Origin of the sequence: Streptomyces sp. NPDC058872 (assembly GCF_042743065.1) — a bacterium.
In the GTDB taxonomy this organism is placed as follows: domain Bacteria; phylum Actinomycetota; class Actinomycetes; order Streptomycetales; family Streptomycetaceae; genus Streptomyces.
In genome coordinates, this window is record NZ_JBHYMK010000005.1 from 147086 (window position 1) to 162868 (window position 15783).

A 15783-nucleotide genomic window follows, 5' to 3' on the forward strand; every position below is an offset into this window, starting at 1 on the left:
ACCTTCCGGGGGCTTATCGACCCCTTAACGGGTGCCTTTCTCTCGTGCGCGAATGCGGGCTTGGCCAGTCCCCCCAAGGGGACCGACCCTAAAAACGGCGTCACACCTAGCGCGCGTTTTCCGAGCTTGGGCCGGGATCGCCAGGGGGCGCGTCTGGGGAACTTTGAAAGCGCCCCACCCTCCCCACGGGGTCAGAACGGACGCTTGCCAAAGTCCATTGCAGTCTTGACGACGTGACAACGCTTGCAGAGAACCTGAACGTTGCCCGCCACGTCCTCACCACCGAGAGCAAGGGGCTTGATGTGGTCAATGTCCACCTGACTGGGCAGGTAGGTCACGCCACACATGGCGCACGTTCCCGCCACAGCCTTGCGCACGGCCTTACGCAGGAGCGCTGCCGCATTGTGACCACGGGCGATTGCCTCACGCCGCTTGCGGTGCGCCTGATACGAACGGCCGTTCTCGTAAGCCTTGTGGTGCGCGTGGCATCGACCCTTATGGGTGGCCCACTCTCGACAGTCAAGGCACCGGGTGCGCATGAGACCCCCTATCCGGGGAAGCCCCCGCCCCTCTCGATGGCACCGACTCACGTGAGTCGATGGTCTGGTACCTACCCCCGGATTCGAACCGGGATCATCACGGGTCTAAGCCGTGCGCCTCTTACCGTTGGGCTAGGCAGGCAAGGAGAGTGCGGGCACTCAGTCCGCCCCAATTGGAGGGGTGCGCGGTATCCCCGCTCTCTCTATCTTTACTAGAGCGCAAGGGTTCCCTAGAGCGCCCCGGTTGCCGGTTCTCCGGGGTCTCTGGAATGTGACGCCGGTCACCGTGCGGTGAATCGGTGATTGGAAGGCTGTTTCTGTTTTCCTTGTGACTTTCTCAAGGGATATTGGAATCAAGGTAAGAACCACCGTTTCACCGCACCACCCCCGCTGAAAGCGCACGGCCGCGCACGCTCCGCATCTGGATGACCGCATTCCGTATTGCATGAGCATGTCAAGAGTGGGCCCAAGAGAAAGCCCCCGAACCCCGAAGGGCTCAGGGGCCGTCTGCGGTCACCGTGGGCCGTAGCGCGTCCAGTTTGGGGCCGGATGCCGCCTCAGGCGCTCTCAGGGGTGCTCAGGGGCCCGTACAACGGTGTCCGTCGGGGCCCACTCGCGCACCTTGTCGTGCGGGGCCGCGTAGCCGGTCGGTGCGTCCAGCTCGACCAGGACCCGCCCGGGGTACTGGGGGTCATCCACCACGGCCACCGTGCCGGGGATGCCGCCGCGCCAGCCGAGAGCGTCACCACCCGTGGGCCCGTTCACCACCCGGAAGATTTCCACGCGGTCCCCTTCGCCAAGGGGAGTGCCGAAGTGGTCATGCATCGCGTGTGCTCCTGTCTGCCGTTGTCTGCCTGTCTGAGACCCTGGGGGAAGCCCCGGCGTGTTAGGCGCACGCCGGGGCCCCTCAGTGTCACGCACTGACCAGTTCGGCCGTCTCGTCGTGCTCCTGGTCTTCGTCCGCCTCTTCGGGTTCAGGCTTGGCCCAATGCACCGTGACACGGTCGGCAATGTCCTTGATCTTGCCGGACGTACGGGGCCCAATTTCTACGTGATCAAGGAAGAAGCTCAGGAACTCCCGACGCTTGACCATTCCCCACTTGTCCCACAGTGAGCCCTTACCGATCGGGTCATCATCCGGCGTTCCTGCCCGCCAGTTGTCCCACGGAACGCTGACCGCCTGAATCTGTCGGGCGCGAAGTTCCTTGAGTCGGGTTCGGCACAGTTCTTCGGTTCGCTGCATGGACTGAACGGCTTCCGTGAACGCCGCACGACCCACGGTGCCCTTGTAAAGACCGGCCTTCTTGTCTGCGTAGATTTCCAAGAGGCTTTGTTCCGTGTGCTTCAACTGCGCCTCAAGTTCGTTGCACTCCTGCGCCACGCCTGCCGTGTCTTGCTGCCGGGCGAACCGCTCAGCGACGGCAGCCATGAGCGCGCGGTCTTCTTCGTTCTCCGTGTCGAGATTCACCAGCCGTGCCCACACCTTCCGGGCAACGTATTCGTCGGTCTGGTCCACGCGCACACTTACGCGGGTAACCCCCATGCGCTTTGCGCCGCTTCCTTCTCGGTTGCTGCGGTAGCGCGGAACGCCATCCGTAAGCGTGGTGCTAGTGGTGGCCCCGCAGTACGAGAACAGAATGGGCCAGCCGGTCAACAAGTAGGTACCGCCGTGGTACGGGCGACGCATCTTGCCTTCGGTGGAAATCGCCTTTTGCAAGACGTACCACTCAGCGGGGGTGATGATCTGCTCGTGAACGTGGATCGGATTACCGTTGTCGTCGCGCCGGATTGCCCACTTGTCCGACGTGACACGGTCAGCGGCCATGCCCGCAATTCGCGGGTCGCGGAGCGTCCTTAGAACCGCTTGCGGAGTCCAGCGGGGTTCCGGGTGCTGCTTGTAGTTTCCGCGCTTCCGGCGAGCGTCTACGCGGTTCTTTCCGGCTTCCGTTCGCCAACCGGGCGGGGGAGTATCGGGGTTGGTGGTCAGCTTCTCGGCAATCTGGCCGGGAGTAAGTCCCTCCTTCTCAGCCATCTGCCGCATGAGAAGGACCGTAGAGCGCCCGCTATCCGTCGGGTGGATAGAGACGTACTTGACGCCGTTCTCGCCAATTTTCTTGACGTTCTCGCCCCACCACGGGGCATTGCCTGAGACGTGCCCGCCTGCCTTTCGGGCAAGCTCCTTGGTGTTGACGATGAACGCCGACTTGGTGTCGCTTTCCTGCTTTGCGAGTCCAGCGATGATGGCGAAGATTCCCGCGCCGATAGGGTCACTGGTGTCAAGGTACGGTTCGCGTACGCTCACCAGGGAAACGGCGTTGTCCCGCATTACCTTCTCAATGGCGAAAGCCTCTTGAGCACCCATGCGGGTAAGTCGGCTCAAGGTGAAGATGACCACCACGTCACACTTGTTGCCGCGAACCCAGTTCATCATTTCGTCAAAGCCGTCACGCTGAACGCTGGGGTCCCAACCGGACTTACCTACGTCCCGGAATCGCTTGACTACGCGGTACCCGCGTGCGGCGCAGAGCGCTTCTCCTGCCTCCCACTGCATGAGGGGGCTTGCGTCGCTGCCGTCTTCGTTGAGCTTGCTCTGACGCGCGTACAGAACCGCGCGGGGCCGGTCGTCGGCTGCCTCTTGGGCTACGTGGCCGTTGAGGGTCTTTGATGCCATGTGCGCTCTCTCCCGTTCCTAGTTGCAGGAAGGGGGAGCGCAAGGGTTGCCTACGCGGAGCCTGACGCTCCCCCTGGGGGAGTCCTCACAAGCTCTTTCGACCAGACCGTGCACGCGACCTCAGGAAGCGCGGCGGCCGTGGACAACTCGACGCCCTCCGGCACCGGCAGCAACTGGCCCGCCGGGACCACGACCTTCTCGGCATAACCGCCGCCGACGAGCAGTGCGCACACCTCGTCGCCGACGGACCAGCCGGAAACTCCCGGGCCGAGTGCCGCGATCCGCCCCGCGCATTCCAGACCGGGGTACGGGGAGCTTCCCGGGGGCGGGGCGTAGAAGCCCTGGCGCTGGAGCAGATCGGCACGGTTGACGGCGCTCGCCGTCACCTCGACGAGGACTTCGCCCTCGCCGGGGACGGGATCGGGCACCTCGGCCCAGACGAGGGCCTCGGGGCCGCCGGGTTCCGGAATCGTGATCGCATGCATGGTCGCGAGGCTACTCCCGCCACGAGGCCCTCGCCCGGTACCGGCGGTCAGTCCTCCGGCGGGGTGGAAAGCGGAGTGACCGGCGCTGCGCGCACGATCGTGATCACCCGGTCGGTGATCTCCAAGGGGCTGGCCACGGGGTCGTCGTAGCCGATCAGCCGATGGCCCCGGAGCACGCTCACCACCAGGTCCTCGGTCTCCCGCACGCTCTTCCCGGCCTCGCTCTTGGTCACCGGACGCTCCACCAGGTCGAGGCCGGAGCCCTGCTGGATGAGGTCCTCCATCACCGTGCCGGCGCTGGGGCTCAGCACGGAGAGTCCGAGCAGCCGCCCGGCAGCGCTCGCACTGGTGATGACCGCATCCGCGCCGGACTGGCGGAGCAGCGGCGCGTTCTCCTCCTCGCGGACCGCAGCGACGATCTTCGCGCCCCGGTTGAGTTGACGGGCCGTCAAGGTGACCAGGACCGCCGTGTCGTCGCGCTGGGTGGCGATGACGATCTGTCGTGCCCGCTGGACCTCGGCACGGAGCAGCACGTCGCTGCGGGTGGCGTCCCCGATGACGCCGACGAATCCGTCCGCGTTCGCCGTCTCGATCACCTTGCTGGAGGGGTCGACGATGACGATCTGGTCCTTGCGGAGCCCGGTCGCACAGAGCGTCTGGATCGCGGACCGCCCCTTCGTCCCGAAGCCGACGATGACGGTGTGGTCGCGCAAGGTGGACCTCCAGCGGTTCAGTCGGAACTCCTCGCGGGTCCGCTCGGTGAGGACCTCGAGGGTGGTGCCGACCAGGATGATCAGGAACAGCACGCGCAGGGGCGTGACCAGTAGGACGTTGGCGAGCCGCGCGGAATCGCTGTACGGGACGATGTCGCCGTACCCGGTGGTGGAGAGCGTCACGGTCGCGTAGTAGACGCAGTCGAGGAAACCGACGGTCTCGTTGGCGTTGTCGTGGTAGCCGTCACGGTCGAAGTAGACGATGAACACCGTCACGACCAGGACGCCGAGCGCCATGAGGAGCCGTTTGCCGACCTGTCGCAGCGGCTTCTCCACGACCCGGCGCGGCAGCTGGACCCGGGGACCCGAAACCCGCTCGTCCGCATGGCGGGCCATGACGTCGCGACTGGGCAGTTTCACGTGAAACACGCTCCTTGAGCCGGTACGGCGCCCGACATGGGTGTCCAGGGGAGGTCGAGGACGTCCAGCACCTGCCCCGCCTGCGCCCCGCCGGGCGGCACCACGGCCATGCCGTCCGCGACGGCGATGCCCCGGAGCATGGCGGGCCCGTTGTAGCGCAGCGGTACGGCCTGCTCTCCACCCCGGCGGACGACCGGGACGAGCCTCGTGTCATGGGGGTGCCCGTGCACCTCGTCCTGAAGGAATGCACGGCCTCCGGACGGCGTGGCCGTGGCCGGAAGGCCCCCCGTAGCGGGGGGGCCGGCCGGGGGAACCCGGGTGAGGGCGGCGAGGAAGGGCTCGGCGAGCGTGAGCAGACCGGACACGGCGGCGAGCGGATTGCCGGGCAGGCCGACCAGGTGGCGGCGACCGTCGAGGGCCGCCAGGAGCATCGGATGGCCGGGGCGGACCTTCACGCCGTCGACCAGGAGCGTGGCGCCCGTCGCGTCGAGCACCCGGTGGAGGTGGTCGACGGGGCCGGCGGCAGTGCCCCCGGTGGTGAGGACCAGATCGGCGGCGGATCCCGCCACGGCCGCGTGGAGCTCCTCGGGGTCGTCACCGATCCGTCGGGTGGCGAGCACCTCGGCGCCGAGCGCCGTCAGCCAGGGGCCGAGCATCGGTCCGAGGGCGTCCCGGATGAGCCCGTCGTGGGGGAGCCCCGCCGTGAGCAGCTCGTCTCCGAGGACGAGGACCTCCACACGGGGCCGGGGCGACACGGGGAGCTCGTCATACCCGGCGGCGGCGGCCAGGCCCAACACGGCTGGCGTCACGAGGCTGCCCGCGGCCAGCAGCACGTCGCCGGAGCGGCACTCCTGGCCCCGGGGGCGGATGTCCTGCCCGGGAACGACCTCGCGCAGGGCGTGCAGCAACAGGCTGGTCCCGGTCGTGGCACCGACGTTCTGGATCCGCTCCGACCGGGAGTGTTCGGCACGGATGACGGCCGTGGTCCCGGGCGGTACGGGGGCGCCGGTGGCGATCCGAACGGCCTCGCCGTCGGCGGGCGCGGCAGCCGGCACACGGCCGGCGAGGAGGGGGGTCTCCACGCGTACGGTCCAGGGCCCCTGCCCCGGACCCGTGACCGCCCAGCCGTCCATGGCAGAGGTGTCGAAGGAGGGCAGATCGGTGAGGGCGAGGAGCGGCTCGGCCAGCACCTGACCGAGCGACCGGTCCAGGGGGAGGCGCTGCGCCTCCCGCTCGACCCGTGCAGCGGTTCCGGCGCGGACGGCTGCGGCCCGCGCCTCGGGCCAGGCGGTGGACCGGTGCGGAAGTGTGTCCTCGGCACCGGTGGTGGTTCTCTGGGCCACGGAAAGGGGTTCCTTCGGACTCATCCGGCCTCGTCTTGCTCGGCGGCCCAGCGCTGGGCGAGCGCCGCAGCCTTGCGGGCGGCCTCGGCCACCGCCTCCGGCCCGCCCCCGGCGCCCGCGCGCGCCGCCGCATAGCCGACCAGGAAGGTGGTCAGGGGCGCGGCGGGGCGGGCCACCCCATGGGCGGCATCACGGGCGAGGTCGAGCAGCACGTCGGTGTCGACGTCCAGTTCGATGCCCAGTTCGTCCTTGACTGCGGTGATCCATTCATCCAGCACGGTCCCATGCTCCCTGATGCGGGTGCGGGCCGTGGCAACGTCCCCCCAGGTGTCGCAGTCGAAGGAGGCCAGGGGGCCCGCGGCAACGCGGGTGAGACGGAGCCCCTCGGTGAGCAGCCGCAGCGGTCCCCCGTCGAGGGTGCCCCGACGTTCGGCGGCGGCGGCGAGTTCGCGGAGGAGCGGGGAGCGACGGTAGACGCCGACCAGCGGCTGGTCCCGCCCGTCGGCATCGACGAGGAGCGCGGCCTCGGCCCCGGAGGTCCCGGCAAGCGCATCGAGGAGCTGGTGGACGGTGGTCCCGTCCAGGAAGGGCAGGTCGGCGGAGAGGACGAGCAGGACCCCGGCTCCGGTTTCCCGTACGCCCGCGTCGAGGGCGGCCAGCGGGCCTCCGCCGGGCGGGTTCTCCCTGGTCCAGCGAACGGGCCGGACGGTAGGACGGGGCGCCCCGACGACCACGGTCCGACCTGCTCCGGGGCAGGCCGAGAGCACCCGGTCGAGGAGGGTCCTCCCGCCGATCCGCACGGCCGGCTTGTCGAAGCCCCCGAGGCGCCGGGCGGCGCCTCCGGCGAGCACGACGGCGTCGTATGCGGTGGTCACCCGAGCAGTATGGTCCGCCTGATCTCATCCGCGAGGTGCCCGTCTCCCCTACTGAGACGAGCGTGGCGAACCGCACGCGCCCTCCGGAGGGTTTTCACCGGCCCGCGGGTCCCGCAGACCGCACGTCCGGCGCGACCGCCCCGCGCGAACGTCCGGTGCGACCGCCCCGCGCGCACGTCCGGTGCGACCGCCCCGCACGGGACGTCCCGTGCGGGGCGGTCGGGTCAGACCGTGCGGAGCAGCACGGCAGGCTGCTCGACGCAGTCCGCCACGTAGCGCAGGAAGCCGCCCGCCGTACCGCCGTCGCAGACGCGGTGGTCGAAGGTGAGCGAGAGCTGCACCACCTGACGGACGGCCAGCTCGCCCCGGTGCACCCAGGGTTTGGGAATGATCCGTCCGACGCCGAGCATCGCCGCTTCGGGGTGGTTGATGATCGGAGTGGACCCGTCGACCCCGAACACCCCGTAGTTGTTGAGGGTGAACGTGCCGCCGGTCAGGTCGGCCGGGGTGATCGCGCCCTGCCGGGCCGCCTCCGTCAGCCGGGCGAACTCCTCGGTCAGCGACTCGGCGGTCCGGATCCCCGCGTCCTTCACCACGGGAACGACCAGCCCGCGTGGCGTCTGGGCGGCGAAGCCCAGGTGCACGGACGGCAGCCGGACGATCTCCCGGGCGGCCGTGTCCACCGTGGAGTTGAGCTCGGGGAACCGGGCCAGGGCATGGACGCAGATGCGCGCGAGGAGCGCGAGGAGCGAGATCTTCGCCCCACCCGCCGCGTTCATCGCCGCTCGTGCCGCCATCAGCTCGGTCGCGTCGGCGTCGACCCAGCAGGTCGCGTCGGGGATCTCCGTGCGGCTGCGGGACAGCTTGTCCGCCACCGCGCCGCGAACCCCGCGCAACGGAACCCGCTCGCCCTCCGTCCTGACGGGAGCCGCCGTGGCGGGCGCCGGTACCGGGGAGGCGGTCGCCCGCTCGCGGGTCGCGAGGGCGAGCTCCACATCGGCCCGCAGGATCAGGCCCTCCGGGCCGGAACCGCGCACCTCCCGCAGGTCGATCCCCCGGTCCCTGGCCAGCTTCCGCACGAGCGGCGAGATGACCGGCACGGGCCCCTCGTGCACCACGGGGGCCGCCGGGGCCGCCACCACGACCGGGGCCGCTGCGGGGGCCGGGGCCGTCGGGTTCGCGGGCCGTACCCGACGGCGTCGAGCGGCGGGGCCGGCCGTGCCGTAGCCGACGAGCACATTGCCCGAGTACTCCGAGGAGACCGCGGCACCGGCTGGGGAGCCGTCCAGCGTCGGAGCCGCCTCCGGAGCCGCCTCCGCGCGCTCCTCCGGAGCTCCGGTACCGCCCACGGCGACCGTCAGCAGCGGGGCGCCGACGGGCAGTTCGGTGCCCTCCTCGCCGTACCGGGCGGTGACGACGCCCCCGTACGGGCAGGGCACCTCGACCATCGCCTTGGCCGTCTCGACCTCGACGACCGGCTGGTCGACGGCGACGACGTCACCGACGGAGACCAGCCAGCGCACGATCTCCGCCTCGGTGAGCCCCTCGCCGAGGTCGGGCAGCTTGAACTCCAGCACCTGCGCCATCAGCTCCCCGCCTCCCACTGCAGTCGTGCCACCGCGTCCAGGACCCGGTCGACGCCCGGCAGGTGGTGCCGCTCCAGCATCGGCGGGGGATACGGAATGTCGAAGCCCGCCACCCGCAGCACCGGTGCCTCCAGGTGGTGGAAGCAGCGCTCGGTCACCCGCGCGGCGATCTCCGCTCCGGGGCCGCCGAAGCCGGTGGACTCGTGGACGACGACCGCGCGGCCGGTGCGTCGCACCGAAGCGCAGACGGTCTCGTCGTCGAACGGCACGAGCGAGCGCAGGTCGATGACCTCCAGGTCCCAGCCCTCGGCCTGGGCGGCCTCCGCGGCCTCCAGGCAGACCGGCACGGAGGGGCCGTAGGTGATCAGGGTGGCACCGGTGCCACGACGCCGCACGACGGCCTTGCCGATCGGCTCGACGGGCGCGGGCGCCTCGGGGGACCAGTCGGACTTGGACCAGTAGAGCCGCTTGGGCTCCAGGAAGACCACCGGGTCGTCGGAGGCGATGGCCGCCCGCAGCAGCCCGTAGGCGTCCTCCACCGTCGCCGGGGTGACGACGTGCAGCCCCGGGGTGGCCGTGTAGTAGGCCTCGGAGGAGTCGCTGTGGTGCTCGACTCCGCCGATCCCGCCGCCGTACGGCACGCGGATGACGATCGGCATCGGCATCGTGCCGCGGGTGCGGTTGCGCATCCGGGCCACATGGGAGATCAACTGCTCGAACGCCGGGTACGCGAAGGCGTCGAACTGCATCTCGACGACCGGTCGCAGGCCGTACATGGCCATGCCGACGGCCGCGCCGAGGATGCCCGCCTCGGCCAGCGGGGTGTCCGTGCAGCGGTCCTCGCCGAACTCCTTGGCGAGTCCGTCGGTGACCCGGAAGACGCCGCCGAGGGTGCCGACGTCCTCGCCCATCACGTGGACGGTGGGGTCCTCGGCCATCGCGTCGCGCATCGCGCGCTGGAGCGCCTGTGCCATCGTGGCCGGCTTCGGCTTCCCGGCGGTGCCGCCGGACTTGGCCGCGGCAGGGCCGGTCGTCGCGGTCGTCATCACGCCTCACCCTCGGCTTCGAGCTCGGCGCGCAACTGCGCCGCCTGTTCGCGCAACTGCGTGGTCTGCTCCGCGTACACGTGGGAGAAGAGGTCCATCGGGTCGAGCACCGGGTCGGCGTTCATCCGTTCGCGCAGTTCCGCGGCCATGGTCTCGGCGGCTTCGGCCGCCGCGCGCCTGCCGTCCTCGTCGAGGAGGCCGCGCTCCGTCAGTTCCCTTTCCATGAGCAGGATCGGGTCGTGCGCGCGCCATGCTTCGACCTCGTCGGCCGTGCGGTAGCGCGTGGCGTCGTCGGCGTTGGTGTGGGCGTCGATCCGGTAGGTGACCGCTTCCACCAGGGTCGGTCCGCCACCGCGGCGCGCACGGGCCACGGCCTCGGTGAGCACCTGGTGGACGGCGACCGCGTCATTGCCGTCGACGAGCCGGCCCGGCATTCCGTATCCGACCGCCTTGTGCGCCAGGGAAGGGGCAGCGGTCTGCTTGGCGAGCGGCACGGAGATCGCGAAGCCGTTGTTCTGGACGAAGAAGACCACGGGGGCCTGCCAGACCGCCGCGAAGTTCAACGCCTCGTGGAAGTCGCCCTCGCTGGTGCCGCCGTCGCCGACCATGGCGAGGGCGACCACGTCATCGCCCTTCAGGCGGGCGGCGTGGGCGAGCCCCACGGCGTGCGGCAGCTGGGTGGCGAGCGGCGTGCAGAGCGGTGCGATGCGGTGCTCGTGCGGGTCGTAGCCGGTGTGCCAGTCACCGCGCAGCAGGGTCAGCGCCTGGACGGGGTCGAGGCCCCGGGCGACGGCCGCGAGGGTGTCGCGGTACGAGGGGAAGAGCCAGTCGCGCTCCTCCAGGGCGAGGGCGGCGGCGATCTCGCACGCCTCCTGGCCGGTGGTGGACGGGTACACGGCGAGCCGACCCTGCTTGGTGAGGGCGGTCGCCTGGGTGTTGTACCGCCGGCCGCGGATCAGCTCCGCGTAGAGCCGGAGCAGCAGCGCGGGATCGGCGTCGGCCACCGCGTCCGTGCCGAGCACGCGCAGCGGCTCGGCCTCGGGCAGCAGCGGCGCGGGGTCGATGCGCGGCTGCCAGGCCGGCGACGGGGTGTGCCGGTGGGCGGAAACGGCACCGGGCGGCTCTTGGACTGTCGAACTGCGCTGTTGCAACGAGTCCACCTCCTCATGGGAGCGGGCATAAGACCCGAAGGCGGGTGGCGCGGGTGTGGCGCGCCTCACCTACCGATTGTTCGGTCGTGGAGGCATTTTGGCTACAGGCACCTCCAGCCTGTGGACAAACGGTTCTCCAGGCCTTGGGATGAGAACAGGTCGTCCATCGGAGAGAGGCGGGGGCACATGGCGGATGAACAAATGGCCGATGACTGGCAGGTCGTCGCCCCGGGGCCCCCGGCGGGCCTCCCCGCTCCCCCGGCGGGTCTCCCCGCTCCCCCGGCGCGCCCTCTGGACGCCATCGACCGCGACATCCTGCGGATCCTGCAGGCGGACGGCCGCGCCTCGATCCGCTCCGTCGCCGAGCGGGTACACGTCTCCCGGGCCAATGCGTACGCCCGGATCAACCGGCTGATCGACGACGGAGTGATCCGTGGTTTCAGCGCCCGCGTGAACCACGAGCGGGCGGGACACGGCGCCTCCGCCTACATCACGCTCAAGATCGTCCAGAATTCCTGGCGGACGGTGCGGGAGCAGCTCCAGGCCCTGCCGGGAGCCGCGCACATCGCCTTGGTCAGCGGCGACTTCGACGTCCTGTTGCTGGTCCACACGCCCGACAACCGAACGCTGCGCGAGCTGGTGCTGACCAAGCTCCAGTCGATCCCCGAAGTACTCTCCACCCGGACCCTGCTGGTCTTCGAGGAGACGGATTTGGACCCGGACCACCGGGAAACGACCCGCTGAACCCACGAGGGGCCGTGCGGGGGAAGCGGAGAAGGCGGGGCAGCGGCCCGACCGGGGCGGGCCCCGGTCGGCCAAGCGGATCAGGAAGTCGACCGTGCCGCCGCCGCAGGGCTTCGACGGCACGGCCGGACCCCGCGGCGAAGGGCTGCGGCGCACGGACGGCCTGGCCCGGGCGCACCGCCCCGTGCGTGGTTCAGCGCGGCGTCCGCAGCCCGTCGAAGGCCAGGTGGACGACGGTCTCGGCGAGCTGCTCGCGCTCCGCCGCGCCGTCCGGGTGCGGCCGGTACCACTCCACCAGCGAGTTGATCATTCCGAAGAGGAGCCGGGTAGCGAGCCGGATGTCCACGTCGGCCCGGAGGTCGCCCTCGGCGGCAGCGGCCTTCAACAGCTCGGCCACCTTGTGGTCGAACTCGCGGCGCCGCTCCATCGCCCAGCGCTCGGTGGGCGTGTTGCCGCGGACCCGCAGCAGCAGCGTCACGTACGGGAGCTCGGCGCTCAGCACCTCGACGGTGCGGCGCGTGACGTACTCGACCCGCTCGACGGCCCGGCCGCGCCCCGCCCCCGGCTCGTCGAGCACTGCGAAGAGCCCGTCCAGCGCCCGGCTGACCGCCCGCTGCAGCAGCTCCTCCTTGCCGGACACGTGGTGGTAGATCGAGGACTTCGAGATGCCGGCGGCCTTGGACAGGTGCTCCATGGACGTGCCGTCGTAACCGCGCTCGTTGAAGACCCGCACCGCGACCGAGAGCAGCGTCTCGGGGGTGTAGGTGTCGCGCTTCGCCGTGGTCATCAGGAGTCCTGCCCTTCCTCGGCATGGCCCCGGCGGGCGGTCGCCAGGCTGGGTGCGTACCGCCCCGTCGGGTAGCTCTCGTGCATTTCCAGGAGCAGGTCCCGCACGCGCGCGTGCCCGATCCTCCCGGCCCACTCCAGCGGGCCGGCGGGGTAGTTGACCCCGAGCCGCATCGCCGTGTCGACGTCCTCGGCGGTCGCGACCCCGCGGTCGACCGCGTCCGCCGCGAGGTCGGCCAGCATCGCGACGGTACGGGCGACGATCATGCCGGGCACGTCACCGATCACGGACACCTGCTTGCCGAGCGCCTGGAAGAGGCCCACCGCCTCGGCGAGGGACCCGGTCGAGGTGCGCTCGCCGGCCGACAGGACGATCCGGCTCGCGCGCGCGTAGTCCAGGGCCAGGTCGAAGCTGATGATCTCCTCGTTCGGGTACTCGAAGCAGGTCTCCCCGTCCACGAGGCCGAGCCGGGCCCCGCCGGGGAGCAGGACGTGCCCGGAACCGGGCTGGCGCCGGACCTCGATCCCCGCCTCCTCGAACAGCCCGACCAGCGGCTCGGCGGGTCCCAGGTCTCCGCGCACCGTGATCCACCCGGGCGCCTCGGCCGGCGGGGCGGTGTGCGGTTCGGGGCGCTCCGCCCCCTCCGCGTACGAGAACCACCCGTGTCCCGACTTGCGACCGAGCCGTCCCGACTCGACGAGCCGGCGCTGGGCGAGCGAGGGGGTGAACTTGGGATCCTGGTAGAAGGACTCCCAGACCGACCGGGTGACGGCCTCGTTCACGTCCTGGCCGATGAGGTCGGTCAGCTCGAACGGCCCCATCCGGAAGCCGCCGCACTCGCGCAGCGCGGCGTCGATGGTGGCGGGGTCCGCCGCGCCCTCCTCGAACACCCGCAGCGCCTCGGCGTAGAAGGGGCGGGCGACCCGGTTCACGATGAATCCGGGGGTGTCGGCACAGCGCACCGGCGTCTTGCCCCAGCCCTTGACCGTCTCGTAGGCGCGCACGGCGGTCTCCGGTTCGGTGGCGAAGCCGCTGACGACCTCGACGAGGGGGAGCAGCGGTGCCGGGTTGAAGAAGTGCAGTCCGACGAAGCGGCCGGGCAGGCGCAGCCCTCCCGCGATGGCGGTGACGGAGAGGGAGGAGGTGTTGGTGGCGAGGACGGTGTCGTCGCCGACGATCTTCTCCAGGTCGGCGAAGAGCCGCTGCTTGACCGAGAGGTCCTCGACGATCGCCTCGATCACGAGGGCGGCGTCCGCGAACTCGGCGGGCTCTTCGGCCGCGCGCAGCCGGCCGACGGCCGCCTCCCGGGCCGCGGCGTCGAGACGGCCCTTCTCCACCAGCCGGTCCAGGCGGGCGGTGAGGGCGACGACGGCCTCGGCGGCCCGGCCGGGGGCGCTGTCGTAGAGGTGGACGGGGTGCCCGGCGACCAGTGCGACCTGGGCGATGCCCTGGCCCATCGTGCCGGTGCCGACGACGGCGACGACGCGGTCCCGTGCCACGGCGCCGCCGCCCCGGACCTCGGCGGCGGTCTCACTCGCGGTCACGTCGTCGTTCCCCCTGACGGTCACGTTGGCGCTCATGGCAGTGATCCTCCCCGATGGGTTTTCCACAGGATCGACGGACCCCCTTGTCCCGACCGATCGTTCGGTTACTCTAACTCCGTACGCGTCTCCCTGCCCAGCTCGACGAGGAGTTGGTCCACCCATGGCCACCGCTCAGCTGACCACCGACCGTCTGGCCGAGAAGCACCGGTCCACGCTTGACCAGGCACTCGAGACCATTCGCACCCGCGCCTACTGGTCGCCGCACCCCGAGCACCCCAAGGCGTACGGCACGGACGGCTCGCTCGACGCGGCGGCGGGTCTCGCCGCTCACCAGTCCGTGCTGAACGCCCGCTTCGACCTCGACCAGCCCGGCACCGACGGCTGGACCGGCGGGGAAACCTCGCCCTACGGCCCGGCGCTCGGCGTCGAGTACCCGCACGCCGACTTCGACGTGCTGCTCCCCGCGATGCGTGCCGGCATGAGCGCCTGGAGGGACGCCGGCGCCGAGACCCGCGCCCTGGTCTGCCTGGAGATCATCGCCCGGATCTCCGCCCGTACCCACGAGTTCGCCCACGCCGTCATGCACACCAGCGGTCAGGCGTTCATGATGGCGTTCCAGGCCGGCGGCCCGCACGCCCAGGACCGCGGCCTGGAGGCCGTGGCGTACGCGTACGCGGAGCAGACCCGCACGCCCGCGGGGCGGGCCGGCTGGTCCAAGCCCCAGGGCAAGCGCGACCCGCTGGAGCTGAGCAAGGAGTTCACCCCGGTCGGCCGTGGCATCGCCCTGGTCATCGGCTGCAACACCTTCCCCACGTGGAACGGCTACCCGGGCCTGTTCGCCTCCCTCGCCACCGGCAACCCGGTCCTGGTCAAGCCGCATCCGCGCGCCGTGCTGCCGCTCGCGCTCACGGTGAAGATCGCCCGTGAGGTGCTCGCCGAGACCGGCTTCGACCCGAACCTGGTCGCGCTCGCCGTCGAGCGTCCCGGAGAGGGCATCGCCAAGACCCTGGCCGTGCGCCCCGAGATCCGGATCATCGACTACACCGGCTCCACCGCGTTCGGCGACTGGCTGGAGGCCAACGCCCGACAGGCCCAGGTCTACACCGAGAAGGCCGGCGTCAACACGGTCGTGGTCGACTCCACCGACGACTACAAGGGCATGCTCGCCAACCTGGCCTTCTCGCTGTCCCTCTACAGCGGCCAGATGTGCACCACCCCGCAGAACCTGCTGATCCCGCGCGACGGCATCGAGACCGACCAGGGCCCCAAGTCGTACGACGAGGTCGTCGCCGACATCGCGGCGGCGGTCGGCGGTCTGCTCGGCGACGACGCCCGGGCCAACGGCCTGCTCGGCGCCCTGGTGAACCCGGACGTGAAGGCGCGTCTCGAAGCCGCCGCCGAGCTCGGCGAGGTCGCCCTCGCCTCCCGCGAGGTGGTCAACCCCGAGTACCCGGACGCCGTGGTCCGCACCCCGGTGATCGTGAAGCTGGACGGCTCCAAGCCGGACGCCCAGTCCGCGTACTTCTCCGAGTGCTTCGGCCCGGTCTCCTTCGCCGTCTCGGTGGACTCCACCGCGGACGCCCTGGAGCTGCTGCGCCGCACGGTCCGGGAGAAGGGCGCGATGACGGTCGGCGCCTACACGACCTCGGCCGAGACCGAGCGCGCGGTGGAGGAGGTCTGCCTGGAGGAGTCGGCCCAGCTCTCGCTGAACCTCACGGGCGGGGTGTACGTGAACCAGACGGCCGCCTTCTCCGACTTCCACGGTTCCGGCGGCAACCCCGCGGCGAACGCGGCGCTGTGTGACGGCGCCTTCGTCTCCAACCGCTTCCGGGTGGTGGAGGTCCGCCGCCAGGCCTGACGCACGACGGGTGGAGGCCCC

The 15783-nt window shown here is 70.8% G+C and carries 13 protein-coding genes, 1 tRNA gene and 1 pseudogene; 2 read left to right on the forward strand and 13 right to left on the reverse strand.

What is annotated here, in order from left to right:
* Positions 1-191 precede the first annotated feature (191 nt).
* The 11 genes and pseudogenes from ACFW22_RS04885 to pdhA form a co-directional block, all read right to left on the reverse strand.
* Positions 192-539 carry an HNH endonuclease gene (locus ACFW22_RS04885; RefSeq protein ID WP_386398923.1) on the reverse strand — a complete coding sequence of 116 codons (348 nt, stop codon included), beginning with the start codon at positions 537-539 and terminating at the stop codon, positions 192-194.
* Between the two features lie 65 nt (positions 540-604).
* Positions 605-681 (reverse strand) — tRNA-Leu (locus ACFW22_RS04890).
* A gap of 425 nt (positions 682-1106) precedes the next feature.
* Entirely contained in the window at positions 1107-1322 is a 216-nt protein-coding gene (locus ACFW22_RS04895) for a hypothetical protein (RefSeq protein ID WP_386398926.1), read from the reverse strand.
* Between the two features lie 130 nt (positions 1323-1452).
* Positions 1453-3210 carry a recombinase family protein gene (locus tag ACFW22_RS04900; protein WP_386398929.1) on the reverse strand — a complete coding sequence of 586 codons (1758 nt, stop codon included), beginning with the start codon at positions 3208-3210 and terminating at the stop codon, positions 1453-1455.
* Between the two features lie 98 nt (positions 3211-3308).
* Positions 3309-3695 (reverse strand): annotated as a pseudogene (locus tag ACFW22_RS04905) (alcohol dehydrogenase catalytic domain-containing protein); the annotation flags it as partial.
* Between the two features lie 47 nt (positions 3696-3742).
* The gene (locus ACFW22_RS04910; protein WP_386399061.1) at positions 3743-4804 is read right to left on the reverse strand and encodes a potassium channel family protein; all 1062 of its coding nucleotides are present in this window, start codon (positions 4802-4804) and stop codon (positions 3743-3745) included.
* 20 nt (positions 4805-4824) lie between these two features.
* The gene (locus tag ACFW22_RS04915) at positions 4825-6195 is read right to left on the reverse strand and encodes a molybdopterin molybdotransferase MoeA (RefSeq protein ID WP_386398931.1); all 1371 of its coding nucleotides are present in this window, start codon (positions 6193-6195) and stop codon (positions 4825-4827) included.
* Complete coding sequence (locus ACFW22_RS04920; protein ID WP_386398933.1) at positions 6192-7046, reverse strand: NTP transferase domain-containing protein; 855 nt, start codon at positions 7044-7046, stop codon at positions 6192-6194. Before ACFW22_RS04920 ends, ACFW22_RS04915 begins: the two co-directional genes overlap by 4 nt.
* Positions 7047-7270: 224 nt before the next feature.
* On the reverse strand, positions 7271-8632 hold the full coding sequence (locus ACFW22_RS04925) for a dihydrolipoamide acetyltransferase family protein (RefSeq protein ID WP_386398936.1): 1362 nt from the start codon (positions 8630-8632) through the stop codon (positions 7271-7273).
* Entirely contained in the window at positions 8632-9678 is a 1047-nt protein-coding gene (locus ACFW22_RS04930) for an alpha-ketoacid dehydrogenase subunit beta (protein WP_386398940.1), read from the reverse strand. Before ACFW22_RS04930 ends, ACFW22_RS04925 begins: the two co-directional genes overlap by 1 nt.
* Positions 9678-10838, reverse strand: a complete 1161-nt coding sequence (pdhA, locus tag ACFW22_RS04935; RefSeq protein ID WP_386398943.1) for a pyruvate dehydrogenase (acetyl-transferring) E1 component subunit alpha — start codon at positions 10836-10838, stop codon at positions 9678-9680. Before pdhA ends, ACFW22_RS04930 begins: the two co-directional genes overlap by 1 nt.
* A 177-nt stretch (positions 10839-11015) precedes the next feature.
* Here pdhA and ACFW22_RS04940 point away from each other — a divergent pair, with 177 nt between their 5' ends.
* On the forward strand, positions 11016-11573 hold the full coding sequence (locus tag ACFW22_RS04940) for an Lrp/AsnC family transcriptional regulator (RefSeq protein ID WP_386398946.1): 558 nt from the start codon (positions 11016-11018) through the stop codon (positions 11571-11573).
* Positions 11574-11766: 193 nt separating this feature from the next.
* Here ACFW22_RS04940 and ACFW22_RS04945 read toward each other — a convergent pair whose 3' ends face one another.
* The gene (locus ACFW22_RS04945) at positions 11767-12360 is read right to left on the reverse strand and encodes a TetR/AcrR family transcriptional regulator (RefSeq protein ID WP_386398949.1); all 594 of its coding nucleotides are present in this window, start codon (positions 12358-12360) and stop codon (positions 11767-11769) included.
* The gene (locus ACFW22_RS04950) at positions 12360-13940 is read right to left on the reverse strand and encodes a 3-hydroxyacyl-CoA dehydrogenase (protein ID WP_386398951.1); all 1581 of its coding nucleotides are present in this window, start codon (positions 13938-13940) and stop codon (positions 12360-12362) included. The genes ACFW22_RS04945 and ACFW22_RS04950 overlap by 1 nt, the downstream gene beginning before the upstream one ends.
* A gap of 124 nt (positions 13941-14064) precedes the next feature.
* On the opposite strand from ACFW22_RS04950, the gene paaN reads away from it, so the two are divergent.
* The gene (gene paaN, locus ACFW22_RS04955) at positions 14065-15762 is read left to right on the forward strand and encodes a phenylacetic acid degradation protein PaaN (RefSeq protein ID WP_386398954.1); all 1698 of its coding nucleotides are present in this window, start codon (positions 14065-14067) and stop codon (positions 15760-15762) included.
* Positions 15763-15783 lie beyond the last annotated feature (21 nt).

Coding starts and splice junctions, on each gene's coding strand:
- ACFW22_RS04925 (WP_386398936.1), bottom strand. CDS start 8,632: ATGGCGCAGGTGCTGGAGTTCAAGCTGCCCGACCTCGGCGAGGGGCTC.
- ACFW22_RS04945 (WP_386398949.1), bottom strand. CDS start 12,360: ATGACCACGGCGAAGCGCGACACCTACACCCCCGAGACGCTGCTCTCG.
- paaN (WP_386398954.1), top strand. CDS start 14,065: ATGGCCACCGCTCAGCTGACCACCGACCGTCTGGCCGAGAAGCACCGG.
- ACFW22_RS04950 (WP_386398951.1), bottom strand. CDS start 13,940: ATGAGCGCCAACGTGACCGTCAGGGGGAACGACGACGTGACCGCGAGT.
- ACFW22_RS04940 (WP_386398946.1), top strand. CDS start 11,016: ATGGCGGATGAACAAATGGCCGATGACTGGCAGGTCGTCGCCCCGGGG.
- ACFW22_RS04910 (WP_386399061.1), bottom strand. CDS start 4,804: ATGGCCCGCCATGCGGACGAGCGGGTTTCGGGTCCCCGGGTCCAGCTG.
- ACFW22_RS04885 (WP_386398923.1), bottom strand. CDS start 539: ATGCGCACCCGGTGCCTTGACTGTCGAGAGTGGGCCACCCATAAGGGT.
- ACFW22_RS04930 (WP_386398940.1), bottom strand. CDS start 9,678: ATGACGACCGCGACGACCGGCCCTGCCGCGGCCAAGTCCGGCGGCACC.
- ACFW22_RS04915 (WP_386398931.1), bottom strand. CDS start 6,195: ATGAGTCCGAAGGAACCCCTTTCCGTGGCCCAGAGAACCACCACCGGT.
- ACFW22_RS04900 (WP_386398929.1), bottom strand. CDS start 3,210: ATGGCATCAAAGACCCTCAACGGCCACGTAGCCCAAGAGGCAGCCGAC.